The sequence below is a fragment of the Mycobacterium sp. 852014-52450_SCH5900713 genome (assembly GCF_001667075.1).
GTDB lineage: Bacteria > Actinomycetota > Actinomycetes > Mycobacteriales > Mycobacteriaceae > Mycobacterium.
On record NZ_LZIL01000011.1, the window covers coordinates 98,361 to 112,257 of the forward strand.

Here is a 13,897-nt window from a genome sequence, read left to right on the forward strand (position 1 = left end):
GTGCCGATCCCGACGCCATACGAGGACCTGTTGCGCCTGGTGCTCGAGCGGGGCACGGCCAAAGCCGACCGCACCGGCACCGGGACCCGCAGCCTGTTCGGCCGGCAGTTGCGCTACGACCTGTCGGCCGGCTTCCCGCTGCTCACCACCAAGAAGGTGCATCTGAAGTCGGTCATCTACGAGTTGCTGTGGTTCCTGCGCGGCGACTCGAATGTCGCCTGGCTGCACGAGCACGGCGTCACCATCTGGGACGAATGGGCAAGCGAGACAGGCGATCTCGGGCCGATATATGGCGTGCAGTGGCGGTCCTGGCCGACGCCGACGGGTGAGCACGTCGACCAGATCACCGCGGCGCTGGACTTGCTGCGCAGCGACCCAAACTCGCGGCGCATCATCGTGTCGGCGTGGAACGTCGGCGAGATCCCGCAGATGGCGCTGCCGCCGTGCCACGCGTTCTTCCAGTTCTACGTGGCCGACGGCCGGCTCAGCTGTCAGCTGTATCAGCGCAGCGCCGACCTCTTCCTCGGTGTGCCGTTCAACATCGCCAGCTACGCGCTGCTCACCCACATGATGGCCGCCCAGGCCGGTCTGTCGGTCGGTGAGTTCGTCTGGACGGGCGGCGACTGCCACATTTACGACAACCACGTCGAGCAGGTGCGCACCCAGCTCAGCCGCGAGCCGCGGCCATATCCGGAACTTTTACTGGGACACCGGGATTCGATCTTCGACTACACCTACGACGATGTCGTCGTGAAGAACTACGACCCGCACCCCGCGATCAAAGCCCCCGTCGCTGTATGACCGACCTCGGCCTGGTGTGGGCGCAGTCGACGTCGGGCATCATCGGCCGTGGTGGCGACATCCCGTGGCGAGTACCCGAGGACCTGGCCCGCTTCAAAGAGCTGACCATCGGGAACACCGTGGTGATGGGCCGGCGCACGTGGGAGTCGCTGCCTGCCAAGGTCCGGCCGCTGCCCGGTCGCAGGAATGTCGTACTCTCGCGCCGGAGGGACTTCGTGGCCGACGGCGCACAGGTCGTCGGATCGCTCGAGGCGGCTCTTGCCGGTTCCGAGACCGAGCCCGAGACGTGGGTGATCGGTGGCGAGCAGGTCTATCTGCTCGCGCTGCCCCACGCCACGCGGTGTGAGGTCACCGAGGTCGAAGTCGACCTGCGGCGCGACGACGACGACGCGCTGGCGCCTGTGCTCGACGACGCCTGGCTGGGTGAGACGGGGGAGTGGCAGGTCAGCCGCACGGGGCTGCGATACCGGCTGCACAGCTACCGTCGGGCATAGGCGTGGGCCTGCGCGCCCGTGACATACTCGGACGCGGGGGTCGGTCTCTCCGCGTCACCACACGTTGCCAGGAGGGGGAATTGGCAGTGATAACCGAACCCACGAAAGCGTTCACTCGCATGTTCAGGGGCTACGACCCGGCCGCGGTCGATGCCCACATCGAGATGTTGACCACCAAGCAGCAGTTGCTGCTCGACGATGTCGAGAGCCTGAGGTCCCGGCTGAAGGAAGCCGGCGACCAGACGGCCGCGCTGCGCAAGGAGGTCGCCGTCCTCACCGACACCTCACCCTCACCCCACGCGGTGCAGCGCCGGATGGCGAAGATGCTGCAGCGTGCGGTCGAGGAGGTTTCCGAGATGCAGGCCGAGGCGCGGAGCGAGGCGGACGCGCTGATCGCAGCGGCCGAGGCCGAGGTCGAGGCCGCGCAGCGAAAGCACGAAGAGGAGTTGGCGGCGATGGCCGAGCAGCGGAAAGCCATGGAAACCGATTACCAGGAAGCCAAGAAGCAGCTCGAAGCCGAACTGGCCGGGATGCGCGCCGACACCGAAGCGGCGATCGACAAGGCGTGGCGCGACGCCCAGCGCGAGGCCGATCACTACCGTGAGCAGGCCCGGCGCGCGGCGGACGAGGCGATCAAGCAACGGATCAACGTCCTCGAGCAGCTGATGGGCGTGTACCGCGACCTCGAAGCGGTCCCGGCCGCTCTCGAGTCGGCCTACCAGGAGCAGAAGAACGCGCCGGAGCCGAGCGTCGTGGTGCCGCTGGACGGGAAAGTCAGCACGGGCTAGCCGCGTCGCCGCCGGGCGCTGTCGCACCCGAGCGGTATTCTCGGCGCCGTGTCGATCCGGACCCCCAGGCTGTCGGCCGCGCAAGCCCGACGGATCGCCGTTGCGGCCCAAGGCTTTAGCGAGCAACGGCCCGCCGGTCCGATCACCCGCGCGCACCTGAAGCGGCTGATATCGAGAATCCAAGTGCTGCAACTGGATTCGGTTTCGGTCGCGGTGCGCGCCCACTACGCACCGGTGTTCAGCCGGCTCGGCCCCTACGACCGCGACGTGCTGGACCGCGCCGCCTGGGGGCCGCGCGCGTCGCGGCTGCTGGCCGAGTACTGGGCGCACGAGGCCGCGCTGATGGCCGTCGACGACTGGCCGCTGCTGCGCTGGCGGATGCGCCAGTACCGGCACGGCCGCTGGGGCGTGCACATCGTCAAGGCCAATCCCCAGCTCGCCGACAAGATCGTCGCCGCCGTCGCCGAGCTCGGGCCCAGCACCGCCGGACAGATCGAGGCCCATCTCGAGGCCGAACCGCGTGGGCCCAGAGGAAGCTGGTGGGGCAGCCGCAGCGACACCAAGTGGGTCGCCGAGGCGCTGTTCGCGTCCGGCGTGCTCACGACGGCCACCCGGGTGGGCTTCGCACGGCACTACGACCTGGTGGAACGGGTGCTGCCGGCGAGCGTGCTGGCGCGCGACGTCGACGACGAGGAGGCCGTCCGGGAACTCACGCTGCGGGCGGCCACCGCGCTCGGCGTGGGAACCGAGGCCGACATCCGCGACTACTTCCGGCTGTCGGCCCAGCAGGTCAAGCCGGCGGTCGCCGACCTGGTGGCCGCGGGGGAGGTCGAGCGGGTCGACGTCGAAGGCTGGCCCGCGCCGGCCTATCTCCGCACCGGGCGCGCGGTGCCGCGAGCCGACCGGGGGACCGCGCTGTTGTGTCCGTTCGACCCGCTGATCTTCTTTCGGCCCCGGGTCGAGCGGCTGTTCGGATTTCACTACCGCATCGAGATCTACACCCCGGCCCACAAGCGCCAGTACGGCTACTACGTGTGGCCGCTGCTGATGGACGGGCGGCTGGTGGCGCGGGTCGACCTCAAGGCCGATCGGGCCGGCGACACGCTGCGCGTCGTGGGCGCGTTCGGCGAACCCGACGCGCCGCGACCGCGCGTCGTCGAGGCGCTGGCCGGCGAATTGCAGTCGATGGCGTCGTGGCTGGGTCTGGGCGGGTTCAGCGTCGCCACCCGGGGCGACCTGGCCGCCGATCTGCGGGCGGCCGGCTGATGCGGGCGACGGACAAAGAGCTCAAAAACACGCTGTGGAAGGCGGCCAACAAACTGCGCGGCTCCCTATCTGCCGGCCAGTACAAGGACGTCGTTCTCGGGCTGGTGTTCCTCAAGCACGCCTTCGATGCGCAGTGGAAGTTGTTGGTGCACAACGCGGAATCGCCCGACATCGGCCGGCTCGTCGACGACGCGATGGAGGTCGCGACGCTGCCGCGGCTATACGAGAACCACCTCGACCCGCGCCGCCTCGGTGAACTGCTGGGCCTGCTGGACACCGCGCGATTCGGTGAGCGTGGCCGCGCCCGGGACGTGCTGGGCGAGGTGTACGAGTACTTTCTGGGCAATTTCGCGCGCGCGGAAGGGCGCCGCGGCGGCGAATTCTTCACCCCACCAAGCGTGGTCCGCGTGATCGTCGAGGTTCTGGAACCCTCGAGTGGTCGGCTGTATGACCCGTGCTGCGGCTCGGGCGGGATGTTCGTGCAGACCGAGCGGTTCATCGCCGAACACGACGGCGACCCCGCCAGAATCACGATCTGCGGACAGGAAAGCGTCGAGCAGACCTGGCGCATGGCGAAGATGAACCTCGCCGTGCACGGCATCGACAACTCCGGGCTGGGCGCCCGGTGGGGTGACACGTTCCGCGACGACCAGCACGCCGGCGTGCAGATGGATTACGTGATGGCCAATCCGCCCTTCAACATCAAGGATTGGGCGCGCGACGACCGTGACCCGCGGTGGCGCTTCGGTGTCCCGCCCGCGGGCAACGCCAACTACGCGTGGATTCAGCACGTCCTGTCCAAACTGGGTTCGGGTGGGAAGGCCGGCGTGGTCATGGCCAACGGTTCGATGTCGTCGAACGTGGCCGGGGAAGGGGAGATTCGCGCGCGGATCGTCGACGCCGACCTGGTGTGTTGCATGGTCGCGCTGCCCGGGCAGCTGTTCCGCAGCACGTCGATCCCGGTGTGCCTGTGGTTCTTCGACACCGACAAGGGCGAGCGGTCCGGGCAGGTGCTGTTCATCGACGCCCGCGGGCTCGGCCACCTGGTGGACCGCACCGAGCGGGCGCTGACGCACCAGGAGGTCGTCCGCATCGGCGACACGTATCACGCGTGGCGCGGATCGGAATCGGCTGCCGCGAAAGGTCTTACCTATCAAGATGTTCCGGGGTTCTGCGGCTCCGCTTCGCTCGACGAGATCGCCGCGGCTGGCTACCCGCTCACGCCGGGACGGTATGTCGGGGCGCCCGAGCCCGAGGGCGGCGGCGAGCCGGTGGAGCAGAAGATCGCCCGGCTGACCGGCGACCTGCTCGCGGCACTTGACGAATCCGCCCGCCTGGAAGGCGTTGTGCGCCAACAATTGGAGCGCCTGACTTGACCACCACACTGGGTGACCACCTGGCCTTCAGCACCGGCGGCAGCGCGCCGGCGCCCGGCGGACGCTTCCGTGTGTACGGCGCCAACGGGGCGATCGGTTACACGGCCGAACCCAACGCGGCCGGCCCGCTGATCGTCCTCGGGCGCGTCGGGTCGCGGTGCGGCAGCCTGCGGTACTGCGCCTCCGACGTCTGGGTCACCGAGAACGCACTGGTATGCCGGGCCAAAGACCCACGCGAGACGCGGTATTGGTACTACGCGCTGCAAACCTGCCGGCTGGGCGATCACCGCGGTGGATCGGGGCAGCCGCTGCTCAGCCAGCGCATCCTGCGTGACGTTGCGGTGCGCAGCGTGGGCGCGCCGCAGCGCCAGGCGATCGCCGAACTGCTCGGCTCCCTCGACGACAAAGTGTCCGCCAACGAACGGGTGATCGAGACCGCCGAGAACGTGATGGTCGCCATCGCGGAGTCGGCCCACGAACGCGTGCCGCTGTCCAGCCTGGCCGGCCGGTCGACGGTGTTCCTCGACGTGGCCGAGTTCGACGACGTGGTCGCGCACTTCAGCCTTGCGGCCTTCGACGACGGGGCGCGGCCGCGCCCCGTGGGCGGCGAATCCATCAGGAGCGGCAAATTCCTGCTGTCGGAGCCGTGCGTCTTGTTCGCCAAGCTCAATCCCCGGATTCCGCGAATCTGGAACGTGGTCAGCCTGCCGCCGCAGATGGCCGTGGCCAGCAGCGAGTTCGTCGTCCTGAAGCCGTGCGGCGTCGACGCCTCGGCTTTGTGGTCGGCCGTGCGGCAGCCCGACGTCTCCGAACGGCTGCAGCGCCGGGTGGCCGGGACTTCGGGGAGCCATCAGCGGATCCAGCCGCGCGATCTGTTGGACGTTGGGGTCCCCGACGTCCGGCGCCTGCCGACCGCGGCCCTGCAGACGATCACCGAGATGGGGGCGCTGTGCGACGCGCGTCGCACCGAGAACGCGCGGCTGTCCGCCGTCCGCGACGCGCTGCTGGCCCCGCTGATATCGGGTGAGCTACGGGTGCGGTCGCCACGTTAAGGTGAGCGCCGTGGCCGAGACCGCGCCGCTACGCGTGCAACTGATCGCCAAGACCGAGTTCCTGGCGCCGCCGGACGTGCCGTGGACCACCGACGCCGACGGTGGCGCGGCGCTGGTCGAGTTCGCCGGCCGGGCCTGCTATCAGAGCTGGTCGAAACCCAATCCCAAGACCGCGACGAACGCCGGCTACATCAAGCACATCATCGACGTCGGGCACTTTTCGGTGCTCGAGCACGCCAGCGTGTCGTTCTACATCACCGGCATTTCGCGATCGCTCACGCACGAGCTGATCCGGCACCGGCATTTCTCCTACTCGCAGCTGTCGCAGCGCTACGTGCCGGAGGGCGACTCGCGAATCGTCGTGCCCCCGGGCATGGAGGACGACCCCGAACTGCGCCGGATCCTGACCGAGGCCGCCGACGCCAGCCGGGCCACCTACGCCGATTTGCTGGCCAAGCTCGAGGCGAAATTCGCCGACCAACCCAACGCCGTCTTGCGGCGCAAGCAGGCGCGCCAGGCCGCCCGGGCGGTGCTGCCGAACGCGACCGAGACCCGCATCGTCGTGACGGGCAACTACCGGGCCTGGCGGCACTTCATCGCCATGCGCGCCAGTGAGCACGCCGACGTGGAAATCCGGCGGCTGGCCATCGAGTGCCTGCGTCAGCTCGCCGACGCCGTGCCCGCGGTGTTCGCCGACTTCGAGATCTCGACGCTGGCCGACGGGACCGAGGTAGCCACCAGCCCGCTGGCGACCGAAGCCTGAGGCTGATCGCCCCCGCCGCCCCGGCAACGCACGTCCGCGCCGTTGCCAAATACCTTGCCGCCGCCAGGTAACCTAAGGACCGTGAGCACCGTCGGATTCGACGCCCCGGCCCGGTTGGGAACCGTGCTGACCGCGATGGTGACACCGTTCGCTCCCGACGGCTCCCTCGATACCGCCGCCGCGGCACACCTGGCGAACCACCTGGTGGACGCGGGGTGTGACGGCCTCGTGGTCTCCGGCACCACCGGCGAGTCGCCGACCACCACCGACGACGAGAAGCGGGAACTGCTCCGCGTCGTGCTGGAGGCGGTGGGCGACCGCGCCCGGGTGATCGCGGGCGCGGGCACCTATGACACCGCTCACAGCGTCCGGCTGGCCAAGGCCTGCGCGGCCGAGGGCGCCCACGGATTGCTGGTGGTCACGCCCTACTACTCGAAGCCGCCGCAGAGCGGCCTCATCGCGCACTTCACCGCCGTCGCCGACGCCACCGACCTGCCGGTGCTGCTCTACGACATCCCGCCGCGCTCGGTGATCCCGATCGAGACCGAGACCATCCGTGCGCTCGCCGCCCATCCGAACATCGTGGGAATCAAGGACGCCAAAGCCGACCTGCACAGCGGCGGTCAGATCATCGCCGAGACCGGGCTGGCCTACTACTCCGGGGACGACGCGCTGAACCTGCCGTGGCTGGCCATGGGCGCCACCGGCTTCATCAGCGTGATCTCCCATGTGGCCGCGGGTCAGCTCCGAGAGATGTTGTCCGCCTTCGCTTCCGGCGACATCGCCACCGCGCGGAAGATCAACGTCTCCGTCGCCCCGCTGTGCAACGCGATGAGCCGGCTGGGCGGCGTGACGATGTCCAAGGCGGGTCTGCGTCTGCAGGGCATCGAAGTCGGCGATCCCCGGCTGCCGCAAATGCCGGCGTCGCCCGAGCAGATCGACGCGCTGGCCGCCGATATGCGCGCGGCTTCGGTGCTCCGGTGAGCCAGAGGGTGGCCCGTAAGTGGATGTAGACCTCGCCCCTCCTGGTCCCTTGACCACTGGTGGGTTGCGGGTCACCGCGCTCGGTGGCATCAGCGAAATCGGCCGGAACATGACGGTTTTCGAGCATCTCGGCCGGTTGCTGATCATCGACTGCGGGGTGATGTTCCCCACCCATGACGAGCCCGGGGTGGACCTGATACTTCCGGACCTGCGCCACATCTCCGACCGGCTCGACGACATCGAGGCGCTGGTGCTGACCCACGCGCACGAGGACCACATCGGCGGCATCCCGTTCCTGCTCAAGCTGCGCCCCGACATCCCGGTCGTCGGGTCGAAGTTCACTCTGGCGCTGGTCGCCGCGAAATGCCGCGAGCACCGGCTCAAGCCGGTGTTCGTCGAGGTCAGCGAACGCCAGCGGAGCACCCACGGCGTCTTCGAGTGCGAATACTTCGCCGTCAACCACTCGATCCCGGATGCGCTGGCGATCGCCGTGCACACCGGCGCGGGAACCGTCTTGCACACCGGCGACATCAAGCTCGACCAGCTTCCCCTGGACGGCCGGCCCACCGATCTGCCCGGCATGTCGCGGCTCGGCGACGCCGGTGTGGACCTGTTCTTGTGCGACTCGACCAACTCCGAGATCCCCGGCGTGGGGCCCTCGGAGAGCGAAGTGGGACCGACGCTGCACCGCCTGATCCGGGGCGCCGAGGGCCGGGTGATCGTGGCCTGCTTCGCCTCCAACGTCGACCGGGTGCAGCAGATCATCGATGCCGCGGTCGCATTGGGCCGGCGGGTGTCGTTCGTCGGGCGGTCCATGGTGCGCAACATGGGCATCGCCCGCGAGCTGGGGTTCCTGCGGGTGGCCGATTCCGACGTGATCGAGATCGGCGCCGCCGAGATGATGCCGCCCGAGCGGGTGGTGCTGATCACCACCGGCACCCAGGGCGAGCCCATGTCGGCGCTGTCGCGGATGTCGCGCGGCGAACATCGCAGCATCACGCTCACGGCGGGAGACCTGATCGTGCTGGCGTCGTCGCTGATCCCCGGCAACGAGGAGGCGGTCTACGGCGTGATCGACGCGCTCGCCAAGATCGGGGCGCGCGTCGTCACGAATGCCCAAGCACGCGTGCATGTTTCGGGCCACGCGTATGCCGGCGAGCTGTTGTTCCTCTACAACGGTGTGCGGCCGCGCAACGTGATGCCGGTGCACGGCACCTGGCGGATGCTGCGCGCCAACGCCAAGCTGGCGGCCAGCACCGGGGTGCCGGAGGAGTCGATCCTGTTGGCCGAGAACGGCGTCAGCGTCGACCTGGTCGCCGGCACGGCGTCGATCGCCGGGGCGGTTCCGGTCGGCAAGATGTTCGTCGACGGGCTGATCAGCGGCGACGTCGGCGACATCACGCTGGGGGAACGGCTCATCCTGTCGTCGGGCTTCGTCGCGGTGACCGTCGTCGTCCAGCGCGGCACCGGGCGCCCCGTGGCCGCGCCGCATTTGCATTCGCGCGGCTTCTCCGAGGACCCCAAGGCGCTGGAGCCCGCCGGGCGCCGGGTCGAGGCGGAGCTGGAACTGCTTGCCGCGGACAACATCACCGATCCGGGCCGCATCGCGCAGGCCGTGCGCCGCACCGTCGGCAAGTGGGTGGGCGAGGTGTACCGCCGGCAACCGATGATCGTGCCGACGGTCATCGAGGTCTGACTCGCCCTAGAGCTTCTCCGCGTAGGCCGACCATTCCAGTTGCGAGGCCTTCAGCTTGCGACCCGTGGGCTCCACGTAACGCTCGAGGAGTTCGTCGGGCCCGGCCTGCTCCAGCAGCCGCCAGCCGTATTCGCCGACGAACTCGCCGACCTCCTCGGGTTGTAACCCGAAGTGCCACAACTGCCTGCGCTGGCGGACGCTGCGATAGAGCGTGCGAGTGCCGTATCGATTCGTACCGTCGATGAAATCCCGCCGGACGTAGGTGAATACCAGACGGCTGCCCGGCGCGGCCGCGCGCAACCCCTCCAGCGTCCGGCGAACGGTTGCTTCGGTCAGGTACTGGGTGACTCCTTCGCAGATGAAGAAGGCCCGGTAATCGGTGCGGTAGCCGTGCTCGGCCAGGGCGGTCAGCAAGTCGTCGCGCGCCAGGTCCAACGCCACCTGCCGCACCGACATCGGCGGCCCGCCCAGCACCCGCCGGACCGTCTTCACCTTCCTGGCGACGTTGACCGGCAGGTCGACCTCGAAGACGGGGATGCGGACTTGGCGGGTCAGCAGGTAGGCGCGGGTGTCCAATCCGGCGCCGAGGATGACGACCGCGTCGACGCCCTCGAGCGCCTCGGCCAGCTTGTCGCCGATGAAACGCTTGCGGCAGGCCAGGTTCGCCCACAGGCCGCGGCCGGTCCACTCCGATCCGCGGACCATCAAGCGGCGCACGGGGGCCACGCGGGTGGCCGCGACGAGCCAGCGCAGCGGCGCCGGCAGAAACAGTTCCGCGAGGTCGTCGTCCACCAGGCGGCGGCCCGGTGGCTCGTTCTGTTCGACGGCGGCCAACACCATCGGGCCGAAAGCTGTCTGCGCGGCGGGATTTCGTGCCATTCGACTACTTGTTCAAAAAGCCCGCATCGACCGGCAGCGTCACCCCGGTGATGTAGCGGGCCTGGTCGCTCACCAGCCACGCCACCGCGTTGGCGACGTCCTCGACGTCCAGCACCTCCACCGGCATGGCGTTGCCCATGGCGCCCGGTGTGTCGGTCGCGGCGGCCATCTTGGCCAGCCATTCCCGGGTGAACTCGTTGTTGATCATCGGGGTCTCGACACCGGAAGGATGGATCGAGTTGACCCGGATGTACTGTGTGGCAAGCAGATTCGCGTATACCCGCATCAGCCCCACCACGCCGTGCTTGGCGGCGGCGTAGCCGACGGAACCGGCGTCCGGGCTGCCGACGCCGGCGAGTCCGGCGCTCGAGCTGATCAGCACGATCGAGCCGCCGGTGCCCTGCTTGACCATGGTCGGGATGGACACCTTGATGGTGTTGTAGACGCCGGTGAGGTTGACGTCGATGACGTCGCGCCAGCCGTCGTCGCCGGACTGCATCGGTGCGATACCTGCGTTGGCCACGACGATGTCGAGCCGGCCGAACTCGTCCAGGCCCGCCTGCAGCGCGGCCGACAGCGAGGCCCGGTCGCGCACGTCGCCGCGGGCGGCCACGATCCGGGCGCCGGTGTCCTCGACCAGCTTGACGGTTTGCGCGAGGTCGTCCTCGGTGGCCAGGGGATAGGGCACGCTGGCGATCTGGTCGCACAGGTCGACCGCGATGATGCTCGCGCCGTCGGCGGCGAGCCGCACGGCGTGGGCGCGTCCCTGGCCGCGCGCCGCGCCGGTGATGAAGGCGATCTTGCCTTCGAGGGGCCGCGTCATCAGGACCGGAGCTGACCCTTGTCCGGGTCGCCGGCGGGAACCGGCTGCAGCATCTTGATGTCCGGCGCCCCGGCGAGGTGGTCGCCGGCCGCGGTGAACATCTTGGTGACGGCGGGAGCGGTGCTGTGGGCCTTCAGCGCCTCGGGATCGGCCCACTGCTCGACGAAGACGAAGGTCTCGCCCGATTGGTGCAGCGAGTACAACTGGCAGCCGGGTTCGTTGTGCACTTCCTCCACAGCCTGCGTAAGGATGTCGCGGACTGCGTCGACCGATTCGGGTTTGACGGTCATGGTGGCAACGACGACGACGGGCATGCTGGGGCCTCCTGGGGGCTACGGGGTGGTGACGCGCATGACTTCTGTTATCTAAATCACCGGTTGCCACCCTACCCACGCGGCCGAGTGGCCCACCCGTCAGATGGCTCACATGACCAAACCGTTACCAGTGTGGCGGGTGGTGCAGATGATGGCGGTGCGACTACCCTTGCCGACATGGCTAACAAGACCGCCGCCCGCTCCAAAGCCAGAACGAGCAGGTCAAAGGCCCCTTCGCGAAGCGGGTCGGGTCGCGCGCGGCCGGCGGCGGCCCGTAAGCGGCCGAGCAGGCCCGCCAAACGGCGCAACCACTCGCTGCTGCTGGCCGCCGGGCTGACCGGTGGGCGCGCCCTGCGCGCCACCTGGCTGATGGCGGCGCGCAGCACCGGCGGCGCGGCCCGATCGATCGGCCGGGCCCGCGACATCGACCCGGGGCACCGCCGCGACGGGATCGCGCTGATGCTGCTCGGCCTTTCCGTCGTGGTCGCCGCGAGCTCGTGGTTCAACGCCGCCCGGCCGGTCGGCGCGTGGGTCGACACGCTGTTGCGCACCTTCATCGGGGCGGGGGTCCTGGCGCTCCCGGTCGTCACCGCCGCGGTGGCGGTGACGCTGATGCGCACCCAGCCCAACCCCGATGCGCGGCCCAGGCTGATCCTGGGCGCCACCCTGATCGCGCTTTCCGTGCTCGGCCTGCGGCACCTGTGGTCGGGCTCGCCCGAGGACCCGGAAGCGCGGCGCCGCGCGGCGGGGTTCATCGGCTTCGCCATCGGCGGCCCACTGTCCGACGGGCTGACCGCGTGGATCGCCGCGCCGTTGTTGTTCATCGGCTTCATGTTCGGCCTGCTGTTGCTGACGGGCACCACCATCCGGGAGGTGCCCGACGCCGTCCGCGCCATGTTCGGCGCCCGGCTGCTCGGCGATGACGAGTACTACGACGACTACGACGACTACGCGGATTCCGATGCGGTCCAGGACTTTTCCGACGACTTCTACGACGAGAGTTCGCTCGACCCCCAAGACGGGCCGCGGGCCTGGCCGGCTGACCCGGCCCCCGCCCTGCGCGACAACGAGGACGACATCCCCACCACGCCGGAGCCGGCCATCGGGAAGAGTCGCCGCCGCGACAAGAAGAAGACCGAGGTGCTGGACCGCGTCGTCGAGGGTCCGTACACCCTGCCGTCGATGAGCCTGCTGGTGGCGGGCGACCCGCCGAAGAAGCGCAGCGCCGCCAACAACGTCATGGCCGACGCCATCGGCGAGGTGCTCACCCAGTTCAAGGTCGACGCGGCCGTCACCGGCTGCACCCGCGGGCCGACCGTCACCCGCTACGAGGTCGAGCTCGGGCCGGGCGTGAAGGTGGAGAAGATCACCGCGCTGCAGAAGAACATCGCCTACGCGGTGGCCACCGAGAGCGTGCGCATGCTGGCCCCGATCCCCGGCAAGTCCGCCGTGGGCATCGAGGTGCCCAACACCGACCGGGAAATGGTGCGGCTGGCCGACGTGCTGACCGCGCCGTCGACCCGCCGCGACCACCACCCGCTGGTGATCGGGCTGGGCAAAGACATCGAGGGCGACTTCATCTCGGCCAACCTCGCGAAGATGCCGCACCTGCTGGTCGCGGGGTCCACCGGCTCCGGCAAGTCCAGCTTCGTCAACTCCATGCTGGTGTCGTTGCTGACCCGCGCCACCCCCGAAGAGGTCAGGATGATCCTGATCGACCCGAAGATGGTGGAGCTCACCCCGTACGAGGGCATCCCGCACCTGATCACCCCGATCATCACTCAGCCCAAGAAGGCGGCCGCCGCGCTGGCGTGGCTGGTCGAGGAGATGGAGCAGCGCTACCAGGACATGCAGGCGTCGCGGGTGCGCCACATCGACGACTTCAACGAAAAGGTGCGGTCGGGGGCCATCACCGCGCCGCTGGGCAGCCAGCGCGAATACCGGCCGTACCCGTACGTCGTGGCGATCGTCGACGAGCTGGCCGACCTGATGATGACCGCGCCGCGCGACGTCGAGGATGCGATCGTGCGGATCACCCAGAAGGCCCGCGCGGCCGGCATTCACCTGGTGCTGGCCACCCAGCGCCCGTCGGTCGACGTGGTCACCGGGCTGATCAAGACCAACGTGCCGTCGCGGCTGGCGTTCGCCACGTCGTCGCTCACCGACAGCCGGGTGATCCTGGACCAGGCCGGTGCCGAGAAGCTGATCGGCATGGGCGACGGCCTGTTCCTGCCGATGGGCGCGAGCAAGCCGCTGCGGTTGCAGGGCGCCTACATCACCGACGAGGAGATCCACGCCGTCGTCAACGCCTGCAAGGATCAGGCCGAGCCCGAATACACCGAGGGCGTCACCGCCGCCAAGACCACCAGCGAACGCACCGACGTCGACCCGGACATCGGTGACGACATGGACGTGTTCCTGCAGGCCGTCGAGCTGGTGGTGTCCAGCCAATTCGGCTCGACCTCGATGCTGCAGCGCAAGCTGCGCGTCGGCTTCGCCAAGGCCGGCCGGCTGATGGACCTGATGGAAACCCGCGGCATCGTCGGGCCCAGCGAGGGATCCAAGGCGCGCGAGGTGCTGGTCAAGCCCGACGAGCTGGCCGGGACGCTGGCGTTGATCCGGGGTGGCGGCGACGCCGACGGCGGCGACCCCGACTAGCGC

At 69.3% G+C, this 13,897-nt stretch carries 13 protein-coding genes; 10 read left to right on the forward strand and 3 right to left on the reverse strand.

Going from position 1 to position 13,897, the window contains the following annotated elements; genetic code table 11:
• From A5773_RS04240 to A5773_RS04280, 9 genes are all read left to right on the forward strand, one after another.
• Window positions 1-801 (forward strand): thymidylate synthase, encoded by an 801-nt coding sequence (locus A5773_RS04240; RefSeq protein WP_067789598.1) that lies wholly within the window; start codon window positions 1-3, stop codon window positions 799-801.
• Window positions 798-1,295 (forward strand): dihydrofolate reductase, encoded by a 498-nt coding sequence (locus A5773_RS04245; RefSeq protein ID WP_066950459.1) that lies wholly within the window; start codon window positions 798-800, stop codon window positions 1,293-1,295. The genes A5773_RS04240 and A5773_RS04245 overlap by 4 nt, the downstream gene beginning before the upstream one ends.
• Window positions 1,296-1,381: 86 nt before the next feature.
• The gene (locus A5773_RS04250; RefSeq protein ID WP_066950456.1) at window positions 1,382-2,083 is read left to right on the forward strand and encodes a DivIVA domain-containing protein; all 702 of its coding nucleotides are present in this window, start codon (window positions 1,382-1,384) and stop codon (window positions 2,081-2,083) included.
• Between the two features lie 18 nt (window positions 2,084-2,101).
• The gene (locus A5773_RS04255; RefSeq protein WP_197507849.1) at window positions 2,102-3,349 is read left to right on the forward strand and encodes a winged helix-turn-helix domain-containing protein; all 1,248 of its coding nucleotides are present in this window, start codon (window positions 2,102-2,104) and stop codon (window positions 3,347-3,349) included.
• Window positions 3,349-4,725: a type I restriction-modification system subunit M gene (locus tag A5773_RS04260; RefSeq protein WP_067789605.1), complete on the forward strand. Its 1,377-nt coding sequence runs from the start codon at window positions 3,349-3,351 to the stop codon at window positions 4,723-4,725. The genes A5773_RS04255 and A5773_RS04260 overlap by 1 nt, the downstream gene beginning before the upstream one ends.
• A complete protein-coding gene (locus A5773_RS04265) occupies window positions 4,722-5,777 on the forward strand; it encodes a restriction endonuclease subunit S (RefSeq protein ID WP_067789608.1) in 1,056 nt (351 codons plus the stop codon). The genes A5773_RS04260 and A5773_RS04265 overlap by 4 nt, the downstream gene beginning before the upstream one ends.
• Before the next feature lie 10 nt (window positions 5,778-5,787).
• On the forward strand, window positions 5,788-6,540 hold the full coding sequence (thyX, locus tag A5773_RS04270; protein ID WP_067789814.1) for an FAD-dependent thymidylate synthase: 753 nt from the start codon (window positions 5,788-5,790) through the stop codon (window positions 6,538-6,540).
• Window positions 6,541-6,621: 81 nt separating this feature from the next.
• Window positions 6,622-7,524, forward strand: a complete 903-nt coding sequence (gene dapA / locus A5773_RS04275) for a 4-hydroxy-tetrahydrodipicolinate synthase (protein ID WP_067789611.1) — start codon at window positions 6,622-6,624, stop codon at window positions 7,522-7,524.
• Between the two features lie 19 nt (window positions 7,525-7,543).
• Window positions 7,544-9,220 (forward strand): ribonuclease J, encoded by a 1,677-nt coding sequence (locus tag A5773_RS04280; RefSeq protein ID WP_067789613.1) that lies wholly within the window; start codon window positions 7,544-7,546, stop codon window positions 9,218-9,220.
• Between the two features lie 6 nt (window positions 9,221-9,226).
• On the opposite strand, the gene A5773_RS04285 is transcribed toward A5773_RS04280, so the two are convergent.
• Genes A5773_RS04285 through A5773_RS04295 form a run of 3 tightly spaced genes read right to left on the reverse strand, consistent with a single transcriptional unit; the run spans window position 9,227 to window position 11,236 of the window.
• Window positions 9,227-10,099, reverse strand: a complete 873-nt coding sequence (locus tag A5773_RS04285; RefSeq protein WP_066950441.1) for an SAM-dependent methyltransferase — start codon at window positions 10,097-10,099, stop codon at window positions 9,227-9,229.
• A 4-nt stretch (window positions 10,100-10,103) separates the two neighbouring features.
• Window positions 10,104-10,925: a mycofactocin-coupled SDR family oxidoreductase gene (locus tag A5773_RS04290; RefSeq protein WP_066950641.1), complete on the reverse strand. Its 822-nt coding sequence runs from the start codon at window positions 10,923-10,925 to the stop codon at window positions 10,104-10,106.
• Window positions 10,922-11,236, reverse strand: coding sequence for a putative quinol monooxygenase (locus tag A5773_RS04295; protein WP_066950438.1), 315 nt, complete (start codon window positions 11,234-11,236; stop codon window positions 10,922-10,924). The genes A5773_RS04290 and A5773_RS04295 overlap by 4 nt, the downstream gene beginning before the upstream one ends.
• A 177-nt stretch (window positions 11,237-11,413) precedes the next feature.
• Here A5773_RS04295 and A5773_RS04300 point away from each other — a divergent pair, with 177 nt between their 5' ends.
• Entirely contained in the window at window positions 11,414-13,894 is a 2,481-nt protein-coding gene (locus tag A5773_RS04300; RefSeq protein WP_156744715.1) for a DNA translocase FtsK, read from the forward strand.
• Window positions 13,895-13,897 lie beyond the last annotated feature (3 nt).

Coding starts and splice junctions, on each gene's coding strand:
- A5773_RS04295 (WP_066950438.1), bottom strand. CDS start 11,236: ATGCCCGTCGTCGTCGTTGCCACCATGACCGTCAAACCCGAATCGGTC.
- A5773_RS04285 (WP_066950441.1), bottom strand. CDS start 10,099: ATGGCACGAAATCCCGCCGCGCAGACAGCTTTCGGCCCGATGGTGTTG.
- A5773_RS04260 (WP_067789605.1), top strand. CDS start 3,349: ATGCGGGCGACGGACAAAGAGCTCAAAAACACGCTGTGGAAGGCGGCC.
- A5773_RS04300 (WP_156744715.1), top strand. CDS start 11,414: ATGGCTAACAAGACCGCCGCCCGCTCCAAAGCCAGAACGAGCAGGTCA.
- A5773_RS04245 (WP_066950459.1), top strand. CDS start 798: ATGACCGACCTCGGCCTGGTGTGGGCGCAGTCGACGTCGGGCATCATC.